The organism is Oleiagrimonas citrea, from assembly GCF_012395255.1.
Taxonomy (GTDB): Bacteria; Pseudomonadota; Gammaproteobacteria; order Xanthomonadales; family Rhodanobacteraceae; genus Oleiagrimonas; species Oleiagrimonas citrea.
Window position 1 is genome coordinate 267,610 of record NZ_JAAZQD010000002.1, and the last position, 26,289, is coordinate 293,898.

The following is a 26,289-nucleotide window of genomic DNA, read 5'->3' on the forward strand; positions in this document are numbered from 1 at the left end:
CCTTGTTCCTGCTGTGAGCCAAAGCGGTTCACAGCGAGCAGCGCGAGCAGCTCTTAGGAGCGGGAAGCTTTCGCCGCAGGCTTAACCCCTGCCTTTTTCAGACGCTTGTCGAATTCCTTGGCAAAATCAGGAAACGGCAGCCCGTAGGCGTCACACAGCTCCTTGACCTGGAGAAGATCCAGTCCCCTTTTGCCCTTCTCCACATCGGAGAGGTAGGTCTGTGGTCGGCCGATGGCCCGCGCCACGTCGGCCTGTGTCAGTTCCCTCAGCACGCGCAACTCTCTCAGATAGCTGACGAGAACAGCGTGTTGCTGGCTGTAGAGAGAGGTTCGCTTCATGGCCGCACCTTGTGGACGGCTCTCGAAGCTATACCTGAGTTAGAGTTATAGGTAATTCAGATTTAATACCTATATTATAGATACACGAATCAGCTCGATTCCGCGCATACACAGGGGACAACACGCATGACCGCACCGACCGCACGGAAGCTCTATCTGGGCTTGCTCAGCCTGCTTATGTTTGGCGTCATCGCCCGCTTGGTTACCGACATTAACCTGCTGGTGATGAGCCTGCACCCAACGTCAAACATCGTAACGACAGCCCAGATTTGGAACGTTGTCTTGGACATGGTCTATGGGGCTGCCATCGGCTGCGCGATGTTCCTCACCAGCAAAGTAGCCAAGTGGATCTTGGTGGTTCTACTGGGCACGGGCGCTGTTGGCCTGACCCTTCAGATTCTCAACCAACTCAACCCCCATCTGGGCATAGTTCGAACCACTTATTTCTTCATTGCCCCATCGCCGATTGACGCCATCCAAGGCTTCAATCTTCTCCATCGATATTCACTGTATTTACCCTCTACTGCATACGCACTATGGGTCATCGGCAACATCACGACTCTGCTCATCTTCGTGGCCTGCCTGGTCATGTTGCTCAAACAGATGCCGGCGAAGCGTCGGGACGCAAGCACGGCAACGCCCTCCCCCACGAATGGCCCAGCGCAGATTGCCCCCATTGACCGCCGCAACAGTGGCATGGCCATCGCCAGCCTGGTCTTTGGCCTGTTGAGCCTGCTGTCATCGTTCGCCGGCATCGGCCTGCTGTTCGGCGTGCTGGCGCTGACCTTCGGCCTCACCGCCAAGAAACACATGCGGGCCAGTCCCGGCCTGACCGGGAGCGGCATGGCCACAGCCGGTGTGGTGCTCGGCGCCATTGCGCTGGCGGTTGGAATCGTGGCTTTGGTGATCTTCGGCGGCGCGGTCTTTTCGTTCCTTCACCTCATGCAGTGACATCGACGTGCAGGCCTCGTCTATAGCCAAGGAGGCAAACCATCCATGGGCATCATTGCTTTCATCGTTCTGCTCGTATTCTTGTGGGGCACCAACAAGCTTGCTGATATGACGACGTCAGACGTGCTGGGGAACGCCATCCTAGCGGCTCAAGCCGTCATCTCAGTCCCTTGGGCCTTGTGGGCCGTCTGGCTGCTGACTGTGCAATTTTTTGGTACGCACCACTGAAACTTGTCCCCGCTGAGCGGTTGAACCATGAACCGCATTCAAGGGCGCGAAGCACTTACGTAACAGACTGGGAAAGGAAGGATGCGATGAGCGATGACCTGGCGGACGACATGGTTTTGATGGTTGGTGCTCGCTTGCAGCGTCTGGAGCGTGAGAACGCCGCGCTGAAGAAATATATTGACCGCTTGGAAGCGCGGCGCACGGCGATCATGGCGATGCTGAGGCATCTACGAAAGGCATGGAAGCCGAACCCCGAAAGTGAACACTACACAGAGCAAGACGACGCGTGGTTCAACGATGTTGAGGTGTTACGGGCCGCTCTTTTTCAAAGCATCGAAGACGAGTTCAACGACCCTGAAAGCAAGAAGGAACGCGCAGCGGAAATTGAGCAGATCATTGCTGAGGCGCATCGAGGCAGCTGGAGTTGAAGTCATCAACTAGACGCGGCACTGATTGCGCCAGATCTTGCTGCTCTTGCTGTGAGCCAAAGCGGTTCACAGCGAACAGCGCGAGCAGCTCAACCGGCACGGGCCAACGGGCAAACTCAGACGCAAACGCGAACGCCTCGGAGGCGCGCTCAAGCGCCCCTTGCGCTTCATACAGAGTCACAAGGTAAGCCGGGCAGGCATCGGAGTGCAGGCGCTTAAGAAGCGTCGCGTAGACAGCGAGAAAGCGCACGCCATGGCCATCGCCACGGGTCACGAGGTGCGCAAGCTCGTGACAGAACACACGGCGGCACTGGTCAGAATTTGCCGCACATAGAGGGGCAAGCAAGATCCGCTGGCGGTCGTGGTCTACCTCGCCGACCACATCGTGCCCCAGCTCGCGCACTTCAACAGACACAAGCCGCGCGAAATTCTCCGCGCCGATGCGCTCTAAGAAGTCCCCGTCAAGCGAGGATGGCCAGGTCATGACTTGGCCTCAAGTGCCCGCTGCTTGACGAACCCCGCGAGCGTCTCGCCGCTCGCGTCAGCGTGCTGCGCGAGCGCGAAAAACTCAGACTCTGAGAGCCACACGCGCACCGCGTGACGCTTCGAGCGCCAGCGCTTAGAAGCAGCGCGGGCAGCATTTTGTTTCTGTTTTTCTTTCGTTTTCATTTTCAAACTCCTATGCACCCACATTAACGCGGGTGTGGGTGCTGTCAATATGCACCCACATGCCGGCGCATTATCTGCACCCACATAATCAAAAGCATATGCACCCACATGCCGGGCACAAAAGCAAAAAACAACAGCACAAGAGGACACACCAAACGGCCACTGCGTGGCCATTTGGTGTATTGCTCAAACCCTTGCTGTGACTCGCTTTCAGGGGTTTTTCTTGGTTTTTCAAATCGCTTTTTTATGTGCTTGAAAAGCGCATTAAATAAAGGGTTTTTCAAAAAAACCCATTTACCCCATTGACAAACTTTAAAACTAAAGCATCTTGGAAATATAACAATAAGAAAAAGGAGCATTGTTATGAGCAATTACCAAGAAACAAGAAAGCGTGCCGGCTCGTTTGGCTACACGCTCGCGCCCGCGAAATTCGCTGATTTTTCAAAGCGCCAAATTGGCCCACCTCCAACCTTCCAACTGCTCGCGCCGGGCGCTGATAGCTGGGCCGGTGCGATGGGATTTGAAGACCTCGCCGCCGTCAATCGTTTTCTTGACGCGCTGGCCGGCGAGCAAGAAGAAAGCGAAGGGGGTGAGGCATGAGCAGCAGAAACCGCACATACAAAACCGTTTTGCTTTCACACGACGAAGCCGAGCGCGTGCAGCGCGAAGCCGGCAAGAAAGGCGAGAGCGTCAGCGGCTGGATTGCACAAGCAATCCGCGCCCGGCTCGATGGTCAAACGCTCGCTGAGCTGTTGCGCTCAGAACTTCAAGAGCAACGCGCGCAGACGCTCGATGCTGTCGCTGAACAGCAAAGCACATTTGCGCACAAGCTCGCGCTGGTCATCGACCGGCTCGGGGGTGACGCATGAAAAACGGCCAACACTTCCAGCGCTTCCTGCACTTGCTCGAAGTCTGTGAACACAACGCAGACCGTTGGGATTATTCGCGCTTGAAGCTGCCGGGGGAGAGCGTCAGCGACTACGACAAGAAACGCGCTCAAGCCTTCGCGCGACAAGCTCGCGCACAAATGCAGCTTGCGCAGCTCTTCGAAGAACTCGACAACGAGCAGCAACTCAGCCGACGCGCCGGCTGGTTTCTTGAGCGGTTCGCACTCAAAGAGATTCAGCGCGCACGCGTTCGCGGCTTCATCCATCCAGACCGCAAAGCAGCGGCGCGCGCGTGGGCCTTCGCTCATGTGCTCAGCGCTTTTGACCTTGCGGCGCGGCTCCGCTGGCGCAGGTGCAGCGCGGAGCGCGAAGACCTGCCGGACGACCTCGACGCCGAGACGCTCGACGCTGGCAAGGACTGGCGGGACGGTGACGCATGAGGCTTCAAGAAGACAAGATTTACAACATCTATCTCGGGCCTCGGCCCCGGCACATCCCCCCGTCTGCCCTCGTTCGCCGCTGGGACACTGCCGCCCTCGGCGGCTTGCTCACTGCGCTGCTGGCTTTCGCGCTCGTGCTCGTTGTGCTCTGGCGACCGCTCCCCGGCAGCCTCGGCCTGCCGCCCGCCCCCGGCGGCCTGCGCGGCCTTTGGGCTTTGCTCAAGGCTCTTTGGCTGCTCGCTGCTGAACCCCACTCACCCAACGCCCAGGCGGTGATTGCTTGGGCGCATGAGGTGGGGTTTGCTCGCGTGTGGGGCCGGCAGCTTATCGCCGCAGCGGTGGGCCTTGTATCGGGCAGCGCAGTGTTCGCCGCTTCGCTAACCCCGGTCGCGGCTGAGTTTCAAGTGGGCGGCGTGCAAGTGCTCAGCAGCAAGGCAGCAGAGAAAGCCGCGCGAGCTTACTCGCGCGGACTGGTGCGCAAGGATGACCCGGCCTTCTTGAAGCTGCATCCAGACTTGACGCTGACGCGCTCGCAAATCGCGCGCGGCGTGCTGCTGGTCGGTTCGCCCGGCTCGGGTAAGACCACGGCCCTTTGGCCAGTCATCGAGCAAATCGAGCGGGCTAATCACAAGGCGCTTATTGCAGACACGAAGGGCGACTTTGCCGCAGGCTTGCGCAGCAAATCTTTGGCCCTTGTCTGCCCTTGGGACAAGCGCTCAGCGGTTTGGGACATTGCGGCAGACTTGACGACATACGAGCACGCGAACGCGTTCGCGTGTGCGTGCATCAAGCCCGGCAAAGAAGCGTATTTCAGCAACACCGCGCGCCAGCTCTTGCGCGCGATGGTCTGCTATCTGATTGAGACGAAGGGGCGGGAGTGGGGCTGGCAAGACTTAGACACGCTGCGCAGCAAAGACCCCGCAGAGCTGTATAAGTTGCTCAGCACGACAGACCCCGGCGCAGCAAAGCACATCGACCCCGAAGCGGAGAAGCAAGCGAGCATCAACCACGGCAACTTGCTGTCAGAAACCGATTTTGTCGGCTTGCTCGCGAAAGCTTGGGGCGATGGCCAGAAGCGCAAGAAGTGGAGCGCACGCGCGTGGGCGCGTGATGAATACAAAGGCCCGCGCCGGGTGGTATTGCAGACAAACGGCCTCGAAGCCTCGTTCATCGGCGCAATCTTAGATGTTGTCGCGCAAGACCTCATCTCACCCAACACCCCGGACAGCCGCGAACGCTCCCTTTTCTTTCTGCTCGACGAGCTGCCCGCACTGGGCCGCTTGAACAGCCTCAGCGCGCTGCTCGACAAGGGCCGGAGCAAGGGCGTTCATGCGTTCTTGGGCTTCCAAGACTTCGCGCAGATTGAAAAGGTATACGGGCGCGAAGACGCGCACGCGCTGCCTGGCCTTTGCGCAACTCATGCCTACTTTCAGATTGCGCCGGGGCCAACGCGCGACATGCTGGCCAAGCGTTTGGGCCGCGTGCGCGTTGCGGCCATGTCAGAGACGCTCAGCAGCAGTTACGCCGGGGTCAGCGCATCGACGGCTTATCACGAAACAGAGCGCGACGCCGTCTTAGCCTCAGACCTCACCGAAACCCTCGGCCCGCGCGGCGGCAAAAAGGGGCCGTGGTTCGTGCGGGCGCTGGTCACAACCGGCGGATTTTGTGGCCGGTTGGATTTTCCGGGCGTGCCGGCTCCCAAGCGGCGAGAGGGTCGCATCCCTGCGCCTTGGACTTTGGGCAAGGACGAAGCCGAAGCGACAAGCAGCAAAGCGGGTTTGGCGGGTGGAAAACCCCACAAGCAAGAGCGCGAGAACGAGCCGGCGCGGCAGCGTGAAGCGCAGCCACAAGAGCCAGATAAGCAGGCACGCCCGCGCGTGGTCGGCGCGAAGCCTGCGCCGAAGCGCGAAATGACAAGCCCCGAGGCAATGGAAGAAAGCGCGAAGATGGGGGCCGAGGCGCTGGGCGTTCACGGCGTGAACGAAGCCACGGCAGGGCTTGAAGTGCTTCAAGAGCTGCTCAACGCCAGCGCGCCGCCTCAGCCTTCCCCCACCATTCAGCAGATGCCGGGGGACTAACTCATGCTCAGTCACAGCACGCTTAAACAGAGCAAGGGCAAGGACGCGTTGGCAGTCGTGCAATACATGCTCAGCGAATACTACATTGACGCCGAAGGCCACGCTGTTGGCGTCAGTCAGTGGGCCGGCGCAGGCGCTGAGGCGCAGAACTTGCGGGGCAAAGTGAAAGCTCAACACTTTCGAAATTTGCTCGAAGGGTTCGGCAAGAAGCGAACTCAGAAGCTCGTCAAGAACGCGGGCCAGCCGAGCCGCAAACGGCTGGGCGACGACTTCACTTTCAGCGTAGATAAGAGTTACAGCCTCGCATTTGCCGCAGCAGACGAGCAGACGCAGCAGCAGATGATTGAAGACGGCAACGCCGCTTGCGATGCCGTGCTTGATTGGATGGCCAAACAGGCGCACACATACAAGCGCAAAGGCGACGGGCGCGAGAAAGTCGCCGGCCTCGTCGTCGCGCGCTTCGCACATTTCAGCAGCCGCGAAGGTGAGCCTAACCTTCATTTCCACAACGCCGTTATCAATGCCGCGCTCAGTGAATCGGGCGCTTGGGCCGCGATGGACAACCGCGAATTGTTAGAGCTAGTGAAAGCGGGCGGGGCACTCTTCCGCGCGGAGTTCGCGCACCGCATGCGGACGCGCGGCTTCAAAGTATCGAAAGAACGCGAGCGTGACGCTGAAGGGCGCGAGACGGGGCAAGTCTGGCACAAGCTCGCGGGCGTCTCGTCTGATGTAGAGCGCAAGTTCAGCACGCGCCGCCAGCAGATTGAAGAAGCCATGAGCAAGCAGGGTTTGAGCGCTCAGGCCGCTTGTCTGGCCACCCGCAAGGGCAAAGAAGAGCTGACATTCAGCCAGACCATGGAGCGCGCCAAGGCAGCGCTGCAAGACTTGCGCAACGCTGGCCAAGTTCAATGGCAGAGCGTGGAAGACTTGAAGGGCGAGAGCCACCAAGAAGCCGTTTCAGATGCGGCAATTTTGCGTCGGCTGCACAAGACAGAAGCGGCATTTGGCCGCGCTGAGCTTATCGAGCAGGTGGCCAAAGAACACGGCGGCGCGCTCAACGCTGCGCAGTGTCTGCGCGAAGCTGACCGCATCCTAGAGCGTGCCCAGGTTCGCGAACTTGGGCACGACCATAAGGGCCGGGAGCGCTGGGCCAGCGTGGAGCAAATCGAAACAGAGCGCGCAATCGGAGACGCAGCCCGGGCGCGGCTCAATGACGAGAGCGTGAGGCTTGACGCTGAAACCGTCGCGCGGGCTATCAAAGAGCACGAGCAGGCGCAAGGCTTCAAGCTGAGCAAAGAGCAGCGCGCGGCGGTCGAGTTCGTGACGCTGAAAACTGGCGGCGTTGCTGTCGTGACCGGCCAAGCCGGCGCAGGCAAGACCGCCAGTGCTGGCGGCTATATCAAAGCGTTTCAGCATGCCGGGCGCGAAGTGATTGGCACGGCGCTGGCGTGGGATGCAGCGGACAAGCTCGCAGCAGAAACGGGACTTGAGTGCTTCTCTGCCGCGTCACTGCTCGCACAGATTCGACAAGAAAAGCTGAAGCTGAGCGCGTCCAGCGTTGTTGTTGTCGATGAGGCCGGCACCGTGGGCGCGCGGACCATCCGCGACATTCAACAAGCCGTCGATGCCGCCGGGGGCAAGCTGGTGTTGGTGGGCGATGCCCAGCAGTTGCAGCCCGTGGAGGCTGGCGCGGGTTTCGTGCTCGCGATGCGCGAGACGGGCGAGGCCCGGCTCGGAGAAATCAGAAGGCAGAAGCACGAGCAAGACCGAGCGCTTGCCCGCATGTTCTACGACGCGGGGACCAGTGGCCAAACGCTTGTTGAAGCGATGGAGAAGCGCGAGCAGCTCACGCAACACGAAGACACAGAGCAAGCCCGCGCGGCCCTTGTCGCGGCTTACTTAGCAGACCCGGCGGCAGCGCGTGACAAGCTCATCATCGCGCCGACAAACGCGCAATGCGACGCACTCACGCACGCACTGCGCGAAGCGCGGAAAGAGCGCGGCGAGCTGCAAGATTCGCAGCCCGTGGAAGTGCGGGGCCGCCTGCTAGGTCAGCGGCAACCGCTTGACCTGGCGGCGGGCGACCGCGTGCGCTTCGGCAAGCGAGACAGAGCGCTTGGCGTGACAAACGGCACCGTGGCCACCGTCGAACGCATCGAAGCAGACACGCAAGGCGGGCACCGCCTGAGCGTGCGGATTGAGAGCGACATACCCGCGCAAGATGGGCGCTTGGTCGAGTTCAGCACGCGAGAAATGGACGCGCTGGGCTACGGCTACGCCGGCACAGTCCACAAAGCCCAAGGGCAAGGCAAGGCGTCCGTGTTCTGGCTGGCCGAAGGCCGCAGCATGTCGCGCAACCTTGGCCTTGTGGCCTTTACGCGCACCAAAGAGCGCTTGCAAGTCTTCACGACGCCCGAAGGGCGCGAGCAGCTCGCGGAATCGCTGGACGAGTTCCGCGACAAGCTCAACGCGGTGGACATGCTCAAGGAGAAAGAACAGCAGCACGAGCAGGCACGCGGTGCGCTCGCGCAAGCGTTCGACAAGCTGGGCGAGCTGGTCAGCGCGTTCAAGCGCAAACGCGAGCAGACACAAGAACAGCAGAAACAGACACGCCAGCGCTCACGCGCTCATGCGTTCGGGCGGTGACACATGAACGCAAATAACAACAAAAACCAAAGGAGTCATCCCATGAAACGCATTGCAAAAATTTTATCTCTGACCGCCCTGCTGTCCTTGATTCCAAGTGCAGTTTGGGCCGCTACGCCGGACTTGTTCACGGTTCCCGATGGCGACATTTCAAAAAAACTCTTCATCGACTATCTCTTCGGCCCCTTAGTCGGCGCGAGCGCCGGCAGCAACCCCTTCGGTTCCGTCTTGGGTGTTTTCTCTGCTGCGGTGTTGATGATCGGCGGCGTGATGGTGTCCTACAACCTCTTGGCCGGCACCCTCAACAGTGCCCATGAGGGCCATATGCTGGGCAAGCGCTGGTCAACCATGTGGGTGCCCTTGCGCATCACTCTCGCCTCTTCTGTCTTGCTGCCCGTTCCGGGGCTGGGCGGCTTCTGTGTGATTCAGGCCATCGTCATCTGGCTGGCCATGCAGGGCATTGGCTTGGCTGACAAGGTGTGGACGAACTACACCTCAGCAGACAACTCCATCGCGGCCACCGGCGTTTTTCATGTCGACTTGACCAGCGAGCTATACAAAGTCGCCAACAGCATGGCGCAATCGAACCTCTGCGCTCAGGGCGTGATGAAGTATTACGACAATGCGAACAAGACCAGCAGCGGCGGCCCTTCATATGCTTCCAACATTCTCCAACCCCTGAGTGCGCCCACTTATGCGTTCGAAGTCAGCGGGGATAAGAACGCCATCACCTATGGCCCAAACAAAAATTGGACTAACTGCGGCTCGGTTGCACTAGACGCCCCCTTGCCCACGGCAAAGGACATTTCAGACGGCTTTATCGACCCGACCTTGTCGCCCATCACCAAGTTGTTTCAGGCGACCAGTCATATGGGTTCGGATGTCAACGCGGCTATGCGCCGCGACATGAACGGCATGAATCTCGCTATCGCCAATGCGACGCAGCAGGTGGTTGATGCCTATGGCGACAACTCCCCCGCCGCACAGCAGAATCTGCAAGCAGCAGAGAGCCATTTGTATTCGGTCATCGCTCAACAAGTGCAAGGGTTCAATCAAGACATCAACACTGTGGCCGCAGGGTCATTCTCGATGGCCTTCACCGCTTACGACCCCATGGGCGACCTGGCCAAGGGTGGGTGGGCCGTGGCCGGCGGTTATTACATGTATATCGTCCATGCCATCAGTGCCATCTCCAAAGCGGCGCACAACCTGCCTCAAGCCACCGCCCCGCGTCAGCCTTCGGCGTTTGATTCAAGCGCCGGGTCTTATGCGCAAGCGCAAGGCATCGCGCCGAAAAACTACCAGACCGACCCCTTCAATTACGCCCAACAAATCATGAAGTCCAGCCTTGTCAGTCTTGCTGCGCAAGGCGCGCAACTGGGCAACTCGGACATGAGCGCGCTGGGTTACAAGGACGGCAGCAGCGGGGACGGAGAAGGTGCAACGAACTCGGTGGCCAAGAAAATCTTGTCCATCATGAAGATGGCGGGGCTGAACGATGGCTTGGGCAATGCTTCGAAAAAATCTGGCAGCGCCAACCCGATTCTGCTGATTCAGAACCTGGGCGAGGGGATGATTTATTCGGCTTGGACCGCTCTTGGCGCGGGTGTCACGGCTGGCATCTTCTCAGATGTGTTGGGCAACTTGCTGCTGGGGTTGTTTGCCCTCTTGATCGTGCCCGGCGCCACATTCGCCTTCTACATCCCCATGCTGCCCTACATCCTTTGGATTGGCGCGTTTATTGGCTGGTTGACTCTGTTGCTCGAAGCCATGATCGGCGCGCCCATGTGGGCCTTGTCCCACTTGTCTCCCGATGGCGACGGCGTGGTTGGTCGCGCAGGCCAAGGCTACATGCTGGTGCTGTCTTTGATGCTCAAACCCGCGTTGATGGTCTTGGGTCTGATTTTCTCCATCGTGCTCATGGACCCGCTCGGCAGACTGGTCAATGCCAGTTTCCTCAACGCCTTCTCCATTGCGACCACCGATTCTTCAGGTCAGGCGTTCAGCGGCATTATGGGCCTGACGGCCACGCTGGCGGGCTTGTTCATCTATGCCACGGTCATGGTTTCCATCACGCGGCGCGTTTTCGACCTTATCCACATTGTGCCGGATGCTGTGTTGCGCTGGATTGGTGGCCCTGGTGGCCGCGAGTTGGGCGAAGGTGCGCAACATGCCGGCCAGTCTGAGCGTGGCGTCTTGACCGCCATGGGTGGCATGAAGTTGATGGGCGATGCGGCCAACTCAGCAGCGCGCGGCAGGAATCAAGAGCGGCGTGAACGGCTCAAGCGCTCAGCGCAGGACTCACAAGCCAAGGCTGACACTCAAGACAAAGAACTGCCGCGCCCGCGTGAAGATGAAGACTGAACCGAAGCGCGTGCGCAAGCGCTCTCGCGCGCACGGGTTCGGATTCTGACGATATGAGACGGCGAACCCTTACAGATAGTCGTCTGAAGACGTGAGACGCTGAACTTGCCGCGCGAGTCTGGCCCGAGCCGACTGCTTGTGCCTGGCTTCCAGCCGGCGCATGTGTCAGGCGGAACCGATGACCGTGGCGCACCGACGCTTGGCGTCAGTCCCCATGGATACACATTTGTGTATCCATGGGCTACTCTAGACGCCATGAAAGATGCAGCGATTCGAATCCGGGTTGAACGAGAGCTTCGGGCCTCATTCTCAGCCGCTTGTCGCGCTGAAAACCGCCAAGCGTCGGACGTGCTCCGAGAGTTCATGCGCACTTACGCGGACAGGCATCAAGGCGGCAGGCAATCTCGCCTGTTCGTAGCTCGGAAGGTGCATGCAAAAGGGGAAACCAATGCCTAGCTTTTACGAATTCTTTGCGGGCGGCGGCATGGCTAGGGCAGGTCTCGGGACAGATTGGGACTGCCTGTTTGCCAACGACTTCGACCGGAAAAAAGGCGTCACCTATCGGAACAACTGGGGCGATGGTGAGTTGCTCACTGGCGACGTGCGGCGCATAAGGCCCGAAGAGTTGCCCGGGGAACCGAACCTCATTTGGGGTTCCTTTCCCTGCCAAGACTTGTCCTTGGCAGGTGCTGGGGCAGGTCTTAAAGGTGACCGGTCCGGCACCTTCTGGCCCTTCTGGGACATTGTTAAGGGGCTGGTTGCCGACGGGCGCGCCCCTGAAATAATTGCCCTTGAAAATGTGGTTGGCACCTTGCACTCCCATAAGGGGAAAGATTTTGCTGCCATTTGCTCAGCCCTGCGTGGCGCTGGGTATCGCTATGGGGCGATGGTGATTGATGCCGCGCTATTTGTTCCGCAGTCGCGGCCCAGGCTGTTCGTCATCGGTGTTCGTGAAGACGTGCAACTGCCGCAGCTGATTCAGTGCAGCGCCCCACGGGCGATTTGGCATTCAAGAACGCTGCAAACTGCATATCAGAGCCTTTCGTCTAGTCTCCGCAAAGACTGGATTTGGTGGGACATGCCCGAGCCAGCAGCGCGGTCTAAAGCTTTTTCTGACCTGATTGAAGATGAGCCTTCAAGTGTTCAGTGGCACACACAAGCGGAGACCAAGAAGCTTCTCGCCATGATGAGCCGGGTCAACCGTGCAAAAGTGGAAAGCGCCAAAAAGCTATCCAAGGAAACTGGCAAGAGGATGGTCGGTGCCATCTACAAACGGACCCGGCGCGACGAGAATGGGGATAAGGTCCAAAGGGCTGAGGTGCGTTTTGATGACGTGGCCGGGTGCTTGCGCACGCCTGCGGGAGGTTCGAGCCGACAACTTATCATCGTGATTGATGGTGCGAGGGTTCGGTCACGCCTTATTTCTAGTAGAGAGACGGCAAGGTTGATGGGGTTGCCGGAGACCTATGACCTGCCTGAAAACTACAACGAGGCATATCACCTAACGGGCGATGGAGTGGCGGTTCCTGTCGTCAGCTATATCGCTGAGAATCTTTTTTCACTTATCCTGACGCCACTACCAACGATGGAGCGGGCGGCGGCATGAGCATCATTCCCTGCAACAAGGACAAGGCGCTAAGGAAGCGAATCGAAGATTACGCAGAGGAATTGAAAACAGAAGCCCATAAGGTGGGGTCTCACGGGCTAAGCGAGTCGGAGTTTTACAACAGCGGCTTGTTTCGTGGTGCCATCGAGCGTATCCGAGGTCAATTCTCTGCCTCGATGCGCGAAAAGCGCGAATTCGTCCGACACATACTGAACCACATGCAAGACGGTGGCTTCATCAGTGATTGGGAATCTGCGGGAGAGTCAAATCGACACGATTACGTCGTTACCCTCAACTCAGATCGCATTGCGGCCATAGAGTTGAAAGGATGCCTTGACGGCAACAACACCAACATTTTTGAACGACCACCACACGCACATGAATTTGTGATGTGGAGTGTATGCACGAACCCAGGCGCCGACCCCCAGCACAATGTATGGTCCGGAATCCACACTCGCTTGAGTGCTGAAATCATCTCCAGAAATCAGCGCGTTGACGGCCTCATTGTCTGGGACATGATTTGCGGAACGGTCGGTCGACCATGCCCAAAGGTTGTGGGTGGCGGTGGCCACCTCACGGAACTAGGGCCATTCAACCTGCCGCCACCCTGCCTCTACGTGTTCCCCGCAACCATTCCAAGTCCGCGCAACAACCCAAGCCCCAAGCCACAGAGTCTGAATGACGTGGAACTCTTGAAGGCATTTCATGACTGCTTCAAGGGTAAGGATAGCGAGGTCAATTACGTTGATTTTGAGGTCCGCTACAAGAATAGTGAGACCGAGAGAAAAACTCGCGTGGTTCGCGATGGTGTGGTGCAGCGTGAGTCGGACTTCACACCAATCAAGCGGTCGTAAAGAGTCACCCGAAGAGCAGCGCTCCCGCACAATGCGGGCAGTTCGCTCAAAGGACACTTCACCTGAACTCATTGTCCGTAGGACGCTCAGATCCCTTGGATTCACCGGCTACCGCTTACACCATAAGAGGCTGACGGGAAAGCCAGACGTGGCCTTCCTTGGGAGAAGGAAAGCAATCTTTGTCCATGGCTGCTTCTGGCATGGCCATGATTGTCCACGGGGAGCGCGCATACCCAAATCCAACCGTGACTATTGGTTGCCAAAGATCAAGCGCAACCGCGAGCGCGACAAGGAGCATGTTGCCGCTCTAGTTGAGCAAGGATGGTCTGTCTTGACGGTCTGGGAGTGTGACTTGCGGAACACCGAAGAATTAGCCGACAAGCTTCGGGCTTTCATGGCTCAATGATGTGGAAGGCGAACGTGCCGGCCTTCCTCTAGATCGGCCCCCGCTTCTCTCTCTCTGCCCCTTCCGGCAACTCTCCCGCTAACCGCTCCGCGACGCTTTCGGCATACTCCCGCCTCATCTCGTCACGCTCACTCTTCCACTTGGCCGCAAGCTCTGCGGCCAGGTCATCAAGCCCCAACCCTCGCGTGACGAGTTCCCAAAACTGACCGGCGCGGATAAACGCCACGCGTGGCCCAATGCGTGAGCGGCGGCGGCTCGGCTTGGGCGCTGAGCCGCTCGCTGATGTTCGTGCGACGACCGGCGCGCAGGTCGTCGGCTCAAGAATTTCCGCGAGGTCAGGCAACGGCAATTGAAGCTTGCCGTCTATCTTTCGCGCGCCCGGCAAGTCGCCGCTTTTCATGCGCTCGCGCACGCGCTGAACAACGCCGCGCGACCGCCTCCCCTTGAGCACTTCCGCAACCTCGGCAGGCGTCAGGCCCCAGCGTCCGGGGAAGCTTTGGCGCAGATGGTCGAGGGAGCGGGCGGACATGCTCAGAAGCTTACACGACCCGAGCGCGCCACCGGGCGAGGCGGAAGGCTGGGACAAATCTGGGACAAAAAGGGGTGTTTTTGCGTGCTTTTCGGTGTTTTTCTCAGCGCTTCATGAGACGCTTAATAACGCTGAAAGCAAGCAATAGCAAGGCTTTGAGCCATCTTCTGCCCCGCCGCAAAAAAGTGAGCTGGCCGCTTACAAGGCGGTTGCTCTACCAACTGAGCTATGCCGGCATGGCGCGGCATTCTAGCAGGCACAGACGCGCGTTGCGGACTCCCCGGCGCTCAGAAGCACGAGACCGGCTTGGCGCTGACGTCGGCGCGCGGCACGTAGACGCGCCAGTCGAACTTCGGGTCGGCGGGCAGTGCGATGTCGACCCAGTATTCGGGCAATGTCTCGGTGCGCTCCTTGAGCTCCGGCTTGAAGCCCAGATCGATCAGCTTCTGCTGCCGGCGACGAGCATTGTCCGGATCGTGGAAAAGGCCCAGCGAAATGGTGTTCTGGCGATCCCCGGCCGTGACCACGTAGTAGTCGCTGACGCCCTTGGCGGACAGTTTGCGGGCCATCGCCAGCGCCTGGTCGCGCGACGACAGCGGCGGCAGATAAACCCACCACCCACTCGACTGCGTGGTCTGCTCCTGGCGGTACTGGATGTCGGCCACGTGCGCAGTCAGCGCACGCACGGCGTCACGCGTGTCGGACTGCGTGTCGAAGGGACCGATGCTGAGGCAACGACTGCCCGCCTGCACGGCATGTTTCCTGGCCTCGCTCGGGTGTGACACCGCCTGCGGGACACCGGCGTGGCCGCGACCCTCGGAAAGCAGATGCAGTTCGGGCACGCCGGGATCGGCGGCTACCGGCATCGGCCGCTTGCCGCCATCGCCGAAGGCCAGCCACGCACCGACACCGACATTGAGCGCGATCAACAACAGAAACAGCAGTCGGACGAACATCGAACACCCTCGGTCGAGGCAGCCATTGTAGCGACCACGCTCATGATGCGGATGACTGTGCAGCGTCCCATGCCGCCAAACCGTGAAGAACCAGATCCGGTTGTATCTGCGCCGGCATGTCCAGATGCGCGGCCAGCGCCCGCGCGTCGCCGCCGGAAAGCAGCAAGCCTGCGTGATCGCCCAGCAGCCCCACATTGCGCGCATGGAATCGCTCGATCAGCGCCAAGGCCGCCTGCCAGCAACCCGAGGCGATGGCCGACTCGGTTCCGTCCGCGCGCTCTTGGATCGGCGCGTCCTGAGGCGGAGGCAGCTGGGCCGCCGCCTCATGCAACGCGCGTTGCATCAAGCGCGGACCGGGAGCGATCAGCCCACCGAGATGATGCCCCTCGGCATCCAGCGCGTCCAGCGTCAGCGCCGTCCCGGCACTGACCACCACGCACGGCGCGGCGCCGGCATGCAGCGCCGCCACCATGGCCAGAAAACGATCCACGCCGAGTCGCGATGGATCGCGGTAGCCGTTGCGCACGCCGCACGCCTTGGCCGGTGTACGCACCCAGCGCGGCGCCGGCAGGCCCTGCGCGGCCAACGCCTCGACGATTCGCGTCTCGCGCGCCTCGCCCGCCACGGAAGCCGCCAGAATGCGACCACCTTCGGAGCGGACCGCGTCGATCAGCGGCTGCAGCGCACCGGCATCGTCCAGTGCGTTCCACGGTATCGCCTGCGATGCAGACAGCATCGCGTGATCGCGCACGGCCCACTTCAAGCGCGTGTTGCCCAGATCCAGCAGCACCGTCATGACGCGCGCACCGTGACATCGGCGCTGTCGACCAGCACGGACTGCCCCTCGCGAAGCACGCGCAACGCACCACGCGCGTCGACGCCATCGCCGAACGCCTCGTACTGGCCGCGCGCATCGCTCAAGCGCAGATGGCGCTCGCGCAGCAGATCGCGCGCGGCGTACTCCTCCACGAATGCCTCGAAACCCTGCGTGTCGAACGTCTGCAGGGCACGCAGCAACTGCCCGATCACTTCGGCCACCACGCGATTGCGATCCGGAAGCTCCACATCGAGTTCGGCCAGATCCGCAACCGCCTGCCCGGCCTGCAAACGCAACGCATCGGGCAAGCGCAGATTCAATCCGACACCGATGACCGCCGTACTCGGCCCCTGGTATTCCCCGCTGAGTTCGACCAGGATGCCGGCCAGCTTGGCACCCCGACTGCGCACCAGCACATCATTGGGCCATTTCAGGCCGACATCGTCGTACCCCAGCGCGGTCAGGGCGCGCACCAACGCCACGCCGACCGCCAGCGACAAGCCGGACAACGCCGCGAATCCGCGCTCGAAGCGCTTCAGGCAGGATAGATACATGTTCAAGCCCGGGGGCGACAGCCAACTGCGTCCGCGTCGCCCTCGGCCAGCGTGCTGGGTCTCGGCCAGCATGATGCTTGCATCGGGCAGCGTCGAGGCCCGACGCTGGCACTCGCTGGATGTCGAATCCAGCGACCAATGCACTTCCAGCGCAGCCGGACTCGGCGTACAGCCTTCGGCAATGCGCTCGGCATCCAGCAATTGAACCGGCCAAGGTAAGCGGTACCCCGCACCACGCTGCGCTTCGATCGGCAGCCCCTGCTGACGCAACTGCTCGACCTGCTTCCACACGGCCGCCCGGGTCAACCCCAGTTGACGCGCCAGATCCGCACCAGACAACGGCGCGCCGTCGGCCAGCGCAGCCAGCAGTTCACGTGGCTGCATGCGTACGCCCCTGCATCGGCATCGAACGGTTCGGACTACAACGCGACATAAAGCTAAAGGGATGTTTCCGGCGGAAGACACCGATTGCACCACGCCCGACTCGCAGACGGAAGAGACGCACGCCATTTTTGCCGGCCACTGGCATCTTGCAGGGCATTCTGCGAGTATTCGGGGTCTGACCCGGGTTCCGAGGTTGGCCCATGCGACCCACCCAAGCATTGCTGGTTCTGCTGTTCAGCGGCGCGTTTCTCGCGGCGCCGGGCGCCTACGCCAAGAATGATGGGCTGCTGGGTCACGGCACCACGCACGGTAGTGCGCACAGCAGCCGCAATGCCACGCATGACGACAGCGCCAACGGCGCCACGGGCGACCTGAGCGTCCCTTCCGGATCGACGAGCGCGTCCAGCCATGCGTCGAGCGACAGTGGCATCGGCTGCGAAGACAGCTCGTCCGCCACCGCATCTTCCAGCATCGGGCGCTGCGGCAGCAGCCGCAACGGTGGGTCGGACAGTTCCGGTGACGCGCATCCGAGCCTCGGCTGGCAATCGCTGCTGCCCGGCTCGATCCAGTAAACCCGTAGCCCCGCCTCCCGCTCAGGCCGCACTGAAACGGATGCGGAAGTGGGCCCCGCCCAATTCCTCCGAGCGTGTCACTTCCAGCGTCGCGTTGTGCGAATGGACGATGTCCTGCACGATGGAAAGACCGATGCCGTGCCCCTGCACGCGCTCGTCGCCGCGCACGCCGCGCTGCAGAATGCGCTCGACCTGATCGGCGTCGATGCCCGGACCGTCGTCCTCCACCGAAATCTCCAGCCCCGGGCGACGCTTGCCTCGTTCGGGCAACGGCTGGGCGCTCAGCAGCACACGGTGATCGGCCCACTTGAAGGCGTTCTCCAGCAGGTTGCCGAGAATCTCGAGCAGATCGCCGGATTCGCCGTAGAAACGCGCCTCGACCTCGATCTCGAATTCGCACAGCACGTTGCGCGCGGCGTGGACCTTTTCCAGCCCCTGCACCAGATCCTCCGCATGCTGCGCCACCTCGACCGGGGCGACGAAGGTCTGCACGCCCGAGGATGCCGCGCGTGACAACTGATAGGCGACGATGTCGTCCATACGCTGGACCTGATCGGTGATGTCCTTGCGCGCTTCGTCATGCACGTCGCCCAGCTCCAGACGCGAGCGCACCACCGCCAGCGGCGTCTTCAGACTATGTGCCAGGTCGGCCAGGATATTGCGGTTGCGGGTCAGGCTGCGGCGCTCGTTCTCGATGAAATTGTTCAGGCTGTGGGTGAGGCCGGACAGCTCGATCGGATACTCGCCCTCCAGCCGGTCGCTGTCGCCGCGATCCACCCGCGCCAGATCGGACGACACCCGACGCAACGGGAACAGACTCCAGCGCAGCAACAGCAACTGCAGCAACAACAGCACCAGTCCCAGCGCCGCAAGCCAGGTGAACAGCGTTCTGCGATAGACGCTCAGCTGACTGACGAACTGCGTCTGTGTCTGCGCCACGGTGAACGTGAGATCGACCGGCTTGCCGCGCGGACCGTCGTAGGCCACACCCTGGCTGTAGATGTACATGCCGCCGACACTGCTCTGCACCGGACCGCGGAACGAACTCTGTCCCGGCTGCAGGTGCTCCTGCAGTCCCAGTCGCCGGCCTACCGCGGACGGCGACTCCCAGTGGTAGCCGTCGCCGCCGTCGATGACCGCGTACAGACCCGAACCCGGCTGCAGGAAATCCGAATGCGGTGGCGGCGAATCAGGCGACAGTACGCGGCCGCCACGGCCGACATCGGTCGAGGCGAGATAGGCGTACACGTATCCCTGAAGACGATCGCGCAGCGCGGCGCGCGCGCTCTCGAAATAGGCACGATCCAGCGACAGGCCGGCCAGCCCCAGAAAGGCGATCAGGGCCAGCCCCGTGGCCAGCGTCGAGCGCGTGATCAGCGAGAGCGGACGGCGGGAACTCATGTCGGAATGATGCCCGAAGCGACGCGCCCGCGCAGCAAGGCGCGGACACGTTCAGGACGCCTGGACAAGGGCGTCATTCGTCTTCGACGACCTCGTCGCGCGGAATCGCGAAACGGTAGCCGCGACCGCGCACGGTCTCGATCGGCTTGATCTCGCCGTCCGGGTCCAGCTTGCGGCGCAGACGGCCGATGAAGACCTCGAGCACATTGGAATCGCGGTCGAAATCCTGTTGGTAGATGTGCTCGGTCAGGTCGGCCTTCGAGACCAGCTCGCCGGCATGCATCATCAGGTATTCGAGCACCTTGTATTCGTAGCTGGTCAGATCGACCGGCTTGCCGTTGACCGTCACCGTCTGCGCGGTGGTATCCAGGTGCACCGGACCGCAGGCCAGCACCGGGCGCGACCAGCCGCTGGCACGACGAACCAGCGCATTGATGCGCGCCAGCAGCTCCTCGACGTGGAACGGCTTGATCATGTAGTCGTCGGCGCCGTGCTTGAGGCCCTCGACCTTGTCCTGCCAGCTCGAGCGCGCAGTGAGGATCAGGATCGGATAGCGTTGCCCATCCTCGCGCAGCGACTTGACCAGCTCCATGCCCGACATCTTCGGCAGGCCGAGGTCGATGATGGCCAGATCGAACGGCACCTCGCGGCCCAGATACTGGCCCTCTTCGCCGTCCGACGCCGCATCGACGGCGAAACCGTCGCGCTTCAGCCTGGCCGCCAGCGTCTCGCGCAGCGGCGCCTCATCCTCTACCAAAAGGATTCGCATGGATGTCTCTCCTTCAATTCGATTCCGTGACGCGCTGGTCGCTGCGTAGCGTCACCACGCGCACATGCCCCTTGGGCGTGAGTACCTTGATCCGATATTCGACGATCCGGCCGAAATTGCGCGAATCGGCCTTCAGCACCTTGCCGCCAGTCTGATTCTGCACGCGCGCCACGGCCTGTTCCAGCGTCAACGGCGCCTTCGACTGCGGCTTGGTTACGTGCGTGCGCGCAGGCGCGTGCTGCGCGGCCATGGCGGCGACGCCGATGGAACAGAGCAGTGCGATAGCCAGAATGCGTGCGCTGGCAGTCATCTAAACCCCCTGCGGGATGCGTACGAACGGATCAATGCCGCGTCCATGATGACGGGCGGCATTGAATTCGTGCTGAACCGCGTATTTCAGGCCGCATCCTGACGCATCGGACCAAGCGCGGAAATCGCCTTCTCGACCAAAGCCCAGTCGGCCTCCGGACGATGCACACCCTCGCTCAGCACGCGACGGAAGCGGCGTGCGCCGGGAGCGCCGTGGAACAACCCCAGCATGTGCCGCACGATGTGCTTGAGCTGGCCGCCACGGGCCATCTCGGCTTCGGCATACGGTCGCATGCGGCGCAGCAGTTCGACGCGATCCGGCAACGGGGTGCCCCAGAGCCTCGCGTCCAGCTCGGCCAGGATCCACGGATGCTGGTAAGCCGCGCGGCCGAGCATCACGCCATCGACGTGCTGCAAGTGCGTCACCGTGGCGTCGACGTCGACGATGCCGCCATTGATGATGATGCTGAGCTGCGGGAACGCTTCGCGCAGCCGGTACACGCGGCCGTAGTCCAGCGGCGGCACTTCCCGGTTCTCCTTCGGGCTCAGTCCCTGCAGCCAGGCCTTGCGGGCATGCACGATGAGGATCTCCACGCCGGCGTCGACCATGCATTCGGTGAACCGCTGCAGATCGGCTTCGCTGTCCTGGTCGTCGACGCCGATGCGGCACTTCACCGTCACCGGCACCGAAACCGTCTCGCGCATGGCACGCACGCAATCGGCCACCCGCTTCGGTTCCAGCATGAGGCAGGCGCCGAAGCGCCCGGACTGTACGCGGTCCGACGGGCAGCCGACATTGAGGTTGATCTCGTCGTAGCCGGCCTCCGCGCCATGCCGTGCGGCCTGCGCCAGCTCGTCCGGCTCGCTGCCGCCCAGCTGCAGCGCCACCGGGTGTTCTTCCTGATTGTGCTCGAGCAGATGCAGGCGATTGCCGTGGACCAGCGCGGCAGCGGTGACCATCTCGGTATACAATCGCGCATGCGGCGACAGCAGCCGATGGAAATAGCGGCAGTGCCGATCGGTCCAGTCCATCATCGGCGCGACGCTCAGACGCCAGGGGTGGTCCTCGCCCCGCGACGAGGCGACGGAACCGGCATTCGGGGCCGTCAAATTGACTTCGGTCATGTCGGACATCGGCGGAATACGGGATGCTGCGTGCTGCATAGGATACATGCGCTCCCGCTCGCTGCGCCGCGAACGGGCGGCGGCGCGCCCCGGCTTCAAACATCATAAGAGATCAAGGCATGGTAGCTCTGGCCACGGAGCGCGTTCTCGACGTGCACCACTGGAACGATTCGCTGTTCAGCTTCAAGACCACGCGCGACCCGGGTTTCCGCTTCATCAGCGGACAATTCGTCATGATCGGCCTGCCGGTCGACGGACGCCCGTTGATGCGCGCCTACTCGATCGCCAGCGCGCACTACGACGAATACCTGGAGTTCTTCTCCATCAAGGTGCCGGACGGTCCGCTCACCTCGCGGCTGCAACACCTGAAGGTCGACGACGAGATCATCGTCAGCCGCAAGCCCACCGGCACCCTGGTACTGGGCGACCTCAAGCCCGGCAAGCGTCTGTATCTGCTCGGCACCGGCACCGGCCTGGCTCCCTTCCTGAGCCTGATCCGCGACCCGGAGACCTACGAGCGCTTCGAGAAGGTGATCCTGTGCCACGGCGTACGGCAAGTCGAGGATCTGGCCTATGCGCACTACATCGAGCAGGAGCTTCCGAACGACGAATTTCTCGGCGAGTTGGTGCGCGAACAGCTGCTGTACTACCCCTCCGTCACGCGCGAGACCTTCCGCCACACCGGGCGCCTGACCACGGCCATCGAGACCGGTGCGCTGACCGACGCGCTCGGCCTGCCGCCGCTGAATCCCGACGAAGACCGCGCCATGCTGTGCGGCAGCCCGTCGATGCTTGACGACACCAGCGCCATGCTGGATGCGCGCGGTTTCCAGGTCTCGCCGCGCACCCGCGAACCCGGCGACTACGTCATCGAACGCGCCTTCGTCGAGAAGTGACCCTCGGCCTCGGCGATCGTGCCGAATGGCGGTAGCGCTCGCCGCGACGAAACGGGCATGATGACGTCATGCCCTGGATCGACATCCTTCTGTATGTGCTGGCCGCCGTGCTGGTCGTCATCGGCCTGGCCGGCGCCATCCTGCCGGCGCTGCCCGGCGTTCCGATTCTCTACGCCGGCCTGTGGCTGGCGGCTGCCGTCGACGGCTACCACCACGTCGGCTTCTGGTGGCTCATCATCATCGGCCTGATCGGTGCGCTGGCGATGCTGCTGGACCTGGTCGCCAGCGTCTTCGGCGCCAAACGCGTCGGCGCTACGCCAGCTGCGCTGTGGGGATCGGCCATCGGCACCGTGATCGGCCTGTTCTTCGGTCTCCCGGGCCTGTTGCTGGGGCCGTTCGCCGGCGCGCTCGCCGGCGAATTGACGTCGGGAAGCAGCGTTTTGCGCTCGACCCATGTCGGCATCGGCACCTGGATCGGACTGCTGCTCGGGACACTGGCGAAGCTGGTGCTGTCGTTCGTGATGCTGGCGCTGTTCGCCTTCGCGATGCTGTGGTGAATCCGTCAGCCTGCCGGCGCGTTCGGCAGCACATACAGCAGCACGGCCAGGTAGTGCAGCACGCTTCCGGCCAGCACGAACAGATGCCAGATGGTGTGATTGAATGGCAGCCGCCGGCTCAAGTAGAACGGCACGCCCAACGTGTACGCCACACCGCCGGCGAACAGCAGCACCAAGCCACCCGTGGCGACATGCTCGATCAGCGGACCGATCGCGACCAGCCCGATCCAGCCCATGGCGATATACAGCAGCGAGGCCAGCCAGCGCACCTCGTGCAGGAAGCCCAGCTCCACCACGCTGCCGATGATCGCCAGCATCCACACCGTACCGAACAAGCTCCAGCCCCAGGCACCGGGAAGAGCCAGCAGCGTGAACGGCGTATAGGTTCCGGCAATCAGCAGATAGATCGCGATGTGATCCAGCCGGCGCAGCCAAGGCTCCACCCGCGGCGAAGGCTCCGGATGCTGCACGCTCGACGTGGTGTGGTAGACCGTCGAGGCCGTGTATAGCAGCACCAGCGTGCTGCCGAACACGGCGCAGGAAGCGATGGCTCTCGCTTCTCCGTACTGCATGGCGAAGGCCACCAACACCACCAGACCGGCGATGCTGAGCAGGATGCCGATGCCATGTGTGACGCTGCTGGCGATTTCGTCGAGAAGGTCGAACCGGTCCAGCGCGGCGGCAGGCGCCGAGGATGTCATGTCGAAACTCCGAAACGCCGCGCCAGGCGCGGCACGACTTCAACATACCCGAGCGTACGGAATCTTGCGAGCGCCCGCGATGCGATGTTTCGTCACATCGCGGACGCGAAGCGACGCCTCAGCGTTCGATGATGAATGCGCCTGCGTCCACGCCGAGGTTCCAGCCCTTGCCCTTTCCGGCCAGCGCCAGCGACACGTTGCCCTTGGTGACCACACCCGACGAGGCACTCTTGTCGTCGACACCGGCATGCGCGCCGGCCGTGGCGTAGTGGCCGTACACCTGATCGATCGAGGACAGACCGGTGAACTTGCCGACGCCGTTGTGGACCTCGGTCTTGCCGAACGTCAGGCCACCGCCCTTCACGCGAATGCGCACGTGCACACTCTGTCCGTTGGAACAGGTCACTGTGCCCGAGCCCTTGGCGGTCTTGTAGAAGATCGACCAGCCCGAAAGGTTGTAGCGCAGCTTGCACGAAAGATCCGCCGCACGGGCCGTGTGCGGCGCGGCGAAGGCAAGGGTTGCCAGAAGCAAGGTCGGAATCATCCAGTTGCGCATGTCGCCACTCTCCCTACGGATGGTTGAAAGCTCCATTCTGGCACTCGAAGATGAACGTGCAGGCAACGCGCGCAGGATGCACGACGCGGCTTCAATGCCTGCGCGGATCGGTCTAGAGTGACAGCCAGACCATCGGGAACAGCACCATGCCAAGTATGCAATTTCTGGTCAGGGTCGGTCCGGACGATGCACCGACCACGGCGCTCCGCATCGCCGGACACGTCGCACACCGCCTTCACGCGGGCCTCGACGGCGTGCAGATCGTGCCCCTGCCGCCCGCCGCCTTCAGCGTGCCCGAGGCCGTACCCATGCAGATGGACACCGTGCAGCGGCAGTTCACGCATGCGCGCGAACGCGATGCCTGGTTCGCGCAGCAACTGGAGTCCATGAATCTGAACGGCCGCTGGCATGCCGCGCAGGGCGATGCCTCGACCGTGCTCTGCCACATGGCGGCGGCGTACGAAATGCTCATTCTGGCCCGCAGCGACGAGCATCGCGACACGCCGCTCGGCTACGGCACGATCTCGCGCAGCGTGTTCGGCTGCCGCTGCCCGGTGCTGATCCTGCCCGAGGACATGACGAACGAAACCTGCGGCGAACGCATCGTGGTGGCCTGGAACGGCAGTCGCGAATCGACCCTCGCGTTGCGCGGCGCGCGACCGCTGCTGACTCGCGCGACCCACGTCCGCATTCTCGACGGCAGCAGCGATGCTGAGCGCGTTGATCCGATGCGCCCGCCGACGCTGCACCTGCAGGAATGGCTGGATCGCCACGACATCAAGGCGACTATCGAACCATTCCAGCCGGACGGCGCATCGGGTCCGGCCATCGAAGCACGCGCCAGGGACGACAACGCGGACCTGATCGTGATGGGCGCCTGGGGACGCTCGCGCCTGGCCGAACTGGTGCTGGGCGGCGCGACCCGCCACCTTTTTGGACAGCGCGCTTTTCCGCTTCTCGTCGCGCACTGATCCACCCCGAGAACGGACACCTGGCCATCCATACGCCCATGCGTTAACCCCGTTCGACGTTCATGTGCGTTCCATGAAGAACGAAGCGCAGGTGAAAACCGGGCGCCGCTCGCGCGTTGCATCGCGTCGGCTCCGGGCACCACGCGCCTCGTTCCTCATGCAAAGGAGGTGGCCATGTCCCCAACCGTTCTCGAACGCACTCCGACCGTTCACCCGGATCTGGCGCGCATCGTCGCGATCAGTGCAGCCATCAGCCTGAATGCTGCCCTGCTACTAATGGCCATGCGTCCGCTGTCGCCGGTTCTGAAACTGACGCCCACCCGGCCGGTGCTGCAGGTGCGAATCATCGAACCCAAACCGGTGGCGACGCCCAAACCGCTTCCGCCAGTGGTGATGCCGAAACGCCCCAAATCCAAGCCGGTCGTGCACAAGACACGGCCTGCCCCGACACCGGCTCCTGTGACGCAGGTTGCGCCGACGCCGATGTCCACACCACAGCCGGATGTCGTGCCGCCCGCGATGCCCAGCGACATCGCCCCGACCACGACACCGACCACCGCGCCCCCGGGGCCTGTCCACGCGAACCTGGCCTACGCGCTCGCGCCCGCACCAATCTACCCGACCGCGGCTCGCCGCGCCGGCATGCAGGGTACGGTGATGCTGCGCGTGCTGGTCGACGCACAGGGGCGGCCTCAGGATGTGCAAGTCGCACGAAGCAGCGGCTATCCGCTACTGGATCGCACGGCACGCCTGCAGGTTCTGCGCAAATGGCGATTCCAGCCGGCCACGGTCGACGGCCACGCCTCCGCAGCCTGGGCGATGGTGCCGGTGGTCTTCAGTTTGCAGCGTCCATGACGATCCATGCCGTCACGCGCTCGCCGCCGAGGTGACGCGGCTTCACGGCTCAAGGACGCCGACGGGTCGCGTTCTTCGCGGCCCGTCGACCCATGCGGATCAGGCCGCGCGATGACTTTCGTGCGGCGGATGCGCCGGCGTGGAGTGACTCGCGGCGCGCGCGATCAGCCAGACGACGCCGACCACGAGCAGCACCGGCAGAACCGCCGGCAACAGCGCCAGCAGTGCAAACGGCAGAACGGCCAGCCCGACAACCAGCGCAAGCAGCCCGCCGAGCAGACTGAACAGTCCACCCACCAGGCCGAAGACCAGCTTGAACATCAGGCCGATCAACGAACCGACCAGCCACAGCGCACCAATCACGGCCACGACCACAAACAGCTCGATCATCGTTGTCTCCTCGCGCGATTCGCGCGGATAGCATCGGGCGGCGAGTTAAGCA

31 protein-coding genes are annotated in these 26,289 nt (G+C 62.2%); 17 read left to right on the forward strand and 14 right to left on the reverse strand.

Features of this window, described 5'->3' with window-relative positions; all coding sequences use genetic code 11:
* Positions 1 to 53 precede the first annotated feature (53 nt).
* A complete protein-coding gene (locus HF690_RS05170) occupies positions 54 to 338 on the reverse strand; it encodes a helix-turn-helix domain-containing protein (protein ID WP_168608691.1) in 285 nt (94 codons plus the stop codon).
* A 126-nt stretch (positions 339 to 464) separates the two neighbouring features.
* Here HF690_RS05170 and HF690_RS05175 point away from each other — a divergent pair, with 126 nt between their 5' ends.
* The 3 genes from HF690_RS05175 to HF690_RS05185 all read left to right on the forward strand — a co-directional run bounded on the left by HF690_RS05175 (position 465) and on the right by HF690_RS05185 (position 1,945).
* Positions 465 to 1,289, forward strand: a complete 825-nt coding sequence (locus HF690_RS05175) for a DUF4190 domain-containing protein (protein WP_168608692.1) — start codon at positions 465 to 467, stop codon at positions 1,287 to 1,289.
* Between the two features lie 45 nt (positions 1,290 to 1,334).
* Entirely contained in the window at positions 1,335 to 1,517 is a 183-nt protein-coding gene (locus HF690_RS05180) for a hypothetical protein (protein WP_168608693.1), read from the forward strand.
* An 86-nt stretch (positions 1,518 to 1,603) separates the two neighbouring features.
* Positions 1,604 to 1,945, forward strand: a complete 342-nt coding sequence (locus tag HF690_RS05185; RefSeq protein WP_168608694.1) for a hypothetical protein — start codon at positions 1,604 to 1,606, stop codon at positions 1,943 to 1,945.
* Here HF690_RS05185 and HF690_RS05190 read toward each other — a convergent pair.
* Entirely contained in the window at positions 1,911 to 2,429 is a 519-nt protein-coding gene (locus HF690_RS05190; protein WP_168608695.1) for a hypothetical protein, read from the reverse strand. The two genes, HF690_RS05185 and HF690_RS05190, sit on opposite strands and share 35 nt — an antisense overlap.
* Positions 2,426 to 2,614, reverse strand: coding sequence for a hypothetical protein (locus HF690_RS05195; protein ID WP_168608696.1), 189 nt, complete (start codon positions 2,612 to 2,614; stop codon positions 2,426 to 2,428). The genes HF690_RS05190 and HF690_RS05195 overlap by 4 nt, the downstream gene beginning before the upstream one ends.
* Positions 2,615 to 2,977: 363 nt before the next feature.
* Here HF690_RS05195 and HF690_RS05200 point away from each other — a divergent pair, with 363 nt between their 5' ends.
* From HF690_RS05200 to HF690_RS05240, 9 genes are all read left to right on the forward strand, one after another.
* Positions 2,978 to 3,214, forward strand: a complete 237-nt coding sequence (locus HF690_RS05200; protein ID WP_168608697.1) for a hypothetical protein — start codon at positions 2,978 to 2,980, stop codon at positions 3,212 to 3,214.
* Positions 3,211 to 3,483, forward strand: coding sequence for a hypothetical protein (locus HF690_RS05205; protein WP_168608698.1), 273 nt, complete (start codon positions 3,211 to 3,213; stop codon positions 3,481 to 3,483). The genes HF690_RS05200 and HF690_RS05205 overlap by 4 nt, the downstream gene beginning before the upstream one ends.
* Positions 3,480 to 3,941, forward strand: a complete 462-nt coding sequence (locus tag HF690_RS05210) for a hypothetical protein (protein WP_168608699.1) — start codon at positions 3,480 to 3,482, stop codon at positions 3,939 to 3,941. The genes HF690_RS05205 and HF690_RS05210 overlap by 4 nt, the downstream gene beginning before the upstream one ends.
* Positions 3,938 to 6,019 carry a type IV secretion system DNA-binding domain-containing protein gene (locus HF690_RS05215; RefSeq protein ID WP_168608700.1) on the forward strand — a complete coding sequence of 694 codons (2,082 nt, stop codon included), beginning with the start codon at positions 3,938 to 3,940 and terminating at the stop codon, positions 6,017 to 6,019. The genes HF690_RS05210 and HF690_RS05215 overlap by 4 nt, the downstream gene beginning before the upstream one ends.
* 3 nt (positions 6,020 to 6,022) lie before the next feature.
* Positions 6,023 to 8,665 carry a MobF family relaxase gene (mobF, locus tag HF690_RS05220; protein ID WP_168608701.1) on the forward strand — a complete coding sequence of 881 codons (2,643 nt, stop codon included), beginning with the start codon at positions 6,023 to 6,025 and terminating at the stop codon, positions 8,663 to 8,665.
* Positions 8,666 to 8,707: 42 nt separating this feature from the next.
* Positions 8,708 to 11,029, forward strand: coding sequence for a DotA/TraY family protein (locus HF690_RS05225; RefSeq protein ID WP_168608702.1), 2,322 nt, complete (start codon positions 8,708 to 8,710; stop codon positions 11,027 to 11,029).
* A 430-nt stretch (positions 11,030 to 11,459) separates the two neighbouring features.
* Positions 11,460 to 12,635 (forward strand): DNA cytosine methyltransferase, encoded by a 1,176-nt coding sequence (locus HF690_RS05230; protein WP_240151593.1) that lies wholly within the window; start codon positions 11,460 to 11,462, stop codon positions 12,633 to 12,635.
* Entirely contained in the window at positions 12,632 to 13,489 is an 858-nt protein-coding gene (locus HF690_RS05235; protein WP_168608703.1) for a hypothetical protein, read from the forward strand. Before HF690_RS05230 ends, HF690_RS05235 begins: the two co-directional genes overlap by 4 nt.
* Positions 13,440 to 13,895, forward strand: a complete 456-nt coding sequence (locus HF690_RS05240; RefSeq protein ID WP_168608704.1) for a very short patch repair endonuclease — start codon at positions 13,440 to 13,442, stop codon at positions 13,893 to 13,895. The genes HF690_RS05235 and HF690_RS05240 overlap by 50 nt, the downstream gene beginning before the upstream one ends.
* A gap of 28 nt (positions 13,896 to 13,923) precedes the next feature.
* Here HF690_RS05240 and HF690_RS05245 read toward each other — a convergent pair whose 3' ends face one another.
* From HF690_RS05245 to HF690_RS05260, 4 genes are all read right to left on the reverse strand, one after another.
* Complete coding sequence (locus tag HF690_RS05245; protein ID WP_240151595.1) at positions 13,924 to 14,424, reverse strand: hypothetical protein; 501 nt, start codon at positions 14,422 to 14,424, stop codon at positions 13,924 to 13,926.
* Between the two features lie 287 nt (positions 14,425 to 14,711).
* Positions 14,712 to 15,380, reverse strand: a complete 669-nt coding sequence (locus HF690_RS05250) for an SPOR domain-containing protein (RefSeq protein ID WP_168608705.1) — start codon at positions 15,378 to 15,380, stop codon at positions 14,712 to 14,714.
* A gap of 40 nt (positions 15,381 to 15,420) precedes the next feature.
* Positions 15,421 to 16,176, reverse strand: a complete 756-nt coding sequence (locus HF690_RS05255; RefSeq protein WP_168608706.1) for a type III pantothenate kinase — start codon at positions 16,174 to 16,176, stop codon at positions 15,421 to 15,423.
* On the reverse strand, positions 16,173 to 17,135 hold the full coding sequence (locus tag HF690_RS05260) for a biotin--[acetyl-CoA-carboxylase] ligase (protein ID WP_168608707.1): 963 nt from the start codon (positions 17,133 to 17,135) through the stop codon (positions 16,173 to 16,175). Before HF690_RS05260 ends, HF690_RS05255 begins: the two co-directional genes overlap by 4 nt.
* 200 nt (positions 17,136 to 17,335) lie before the next feature.
* Between HF690_RS05260 and HF690_RS05265 the strand changes: the two genes are divergently transcribed.
* Positions 17,336 to 17,707 (forward strand): hypothetical protein, encoded by a 372-nt coding sequence (locus HF690_RS05265; protein WP_240151596.1) that lies wholly within the window; start codon positions 17,336 to 17,338, stop codon positions 17,705 to 17,707.
* Positions 17,708 to 17,728: 21 nt separating this feature from the next.
* Here the strand turns inward: HF690_RS05265 and HF690_RS05270 are convergent, their stop codons facing one another.
* From HF690_RS05270 to dusA, 4 genes are all read right to left on the reverse strand, one after another.
* Positions 17,729 to 19,108 (reverse strand): ATP-binding protein, encoded by a 1,380-nt coding sequence (locus HF690_RS05270; protein WP_113064314.1) that lies wholly within the window; start codon positions 19,106 to 19,108, stop codon positions 17,729 to 17,731.
* A 73-nt stretch (positions 19,109 to 19,181) separates the two neighbouring features.
* Positions 19,182 to 19,877: a response regulator transcription factor gene (locus tag HF690_RS05275; RefSeq protein WP_113064313.1), complete on the reverse strand. Its 696-nt coding sequence runs from the start codon at positions 19,875 to 19,877 to the stop codon at positions 19,182 to 19,184.
* Positions 19,878 to 19,890: 13 nt separating this feature from the next.
* Complete coding sequence (locus HF690_RS05280) at positions 19,891 to 20,187, reverse strand: PepSY domain-containing protein (RefSeq protein ID WP_113064312.1); 297 nt, start codon at positions 20,185 to 20,187, stop codon at positions 19,891 to 19,893.
* Positions 20,188 to 20,273: 86 nt separating this feature from the next.
* Positions 20,274 to 21,311, reverse strand: a complete 1,038-nt coding sequence (dusA, locus tag HF690_RS05285) for a tRNA dihydrouridine(20/20a) synthase DusA (RefSeq protein WP_168608708.1) — start codon at positions 21,309 to 21,311, stop codon at positions 20,274 to 20,276.
* A gap of 119 nt (positions 21,312 to 21,430) precedes the next feature.
* Here dusA and HF690_RS05290 point away from each other — a divergent pair, with 119 nt between their 5' ends.
* Together HF690_RS05290 and HF690_RS05295 are read left to right on the forward strand one after the other, a co-directional pair.
* The gene (locus tag HF690_RS05290; RefSeq protein WP_113064311.1) at positions 21,431 to 22,207 is read left to right on the forward strand and encodes a ferredoxin--NADP reductase; all 777 of its coding nucleotides are present in this window, start codon (positions 21,431 to 21,433) and stop codon (positions 22,205 to 22,207) included.
* 77 nt (positions 22,208 to 22,284) lie between these two features.
* Entirely contained in the window at positions 22,285 to 22,764 is a 480-nt protein-coding gene (locus HF690_RS05295; protein ID WP_168608962.1) for a DUF456 family protein, read from the forward strand.
* Between the two features lie 5 nt (positions 22,765 to 22,769).
* Here the strand turns inward: HF690_RS05295 and trhA are convergent, their stop codons facing one another.
* Together trhA and HF690_RS05305 are read right to left on the reverse strand one after the other, a co-directional pair.
* Positions 22,770 to 23,465 carry a PAQR family membrane homeostasis protein TrhA gene (trhA, locus tag HF690_RS05300; RefSeq protein ID WP_113064310.1) on the reverse strand — a complete coding sequence of 232 codons (696 nt, stop codon included), beginning with the start codon at positions 23,463 to 23,465 and terminating at the stop codon, positions 22,770 to 22,772.
* 118 nt (positions 23,466 to 23,583) lie between these two features.
* Positions 23,584 to 24,021 (reverse strand): hypothetical protein, encoded by a 438-nt coding sequence (locus tag HF690_RS05305; protein ID WP_168608709.1) that lies wholly within the window; start codon positions 24,019 to 24,021, stop codon positions 23,584 to 23,586.
* A 146-nt stretch (positions 24,022 to 24,167) separates the two neighbouring features.
* Between HF690_RS05305 and HF690_RS05310 the strand changes: the two genes are divergently transcribed.
* Together HF690_RS05310 and HF690_RS05315 are read left to right on the forward strand one after the other, a co-directional pair.
* Positions 24,168 to 24,992, forward strand: a complete 825-nt coding sequence (locus HF690_RS05310) for a universal stress protein (RefSeq protein ID WP_146742280.1) — start codon at positions 24,168 to 24,170, stop codon at positions 24,990 to 24,992.
* 174 nt (positions 24,993 to 25,166) lie between these two features.
* Positions 25,167 to 25,847: an energy transducer TonB gene (locus HF690_RS05315; RefSeq protein WP_168608710.1), complete on the forward strand. Its 681-nt coding sequence runs from the start codon at positions 25,167 to 25,169 to the stop codon at positions 25,845 to 25,847.
* 99 nt (positions 25,848 to 25,946) lie between these two features.
* Here HF690_RS05315 and HF690_RS05320 read toward each other — a convergent pair whose 3' ends face one another.
* Entirely contained in the window at positions 25,947 to 26,237 is a 291-nt protein-coding gene (locus HF690_RS05320) for a hypothetical protein (RefSeq protein WP_113064306.1), read from the reverse strand.
* Positions 26,238 to 26,289: the final 52 nt, after the last annotated feature.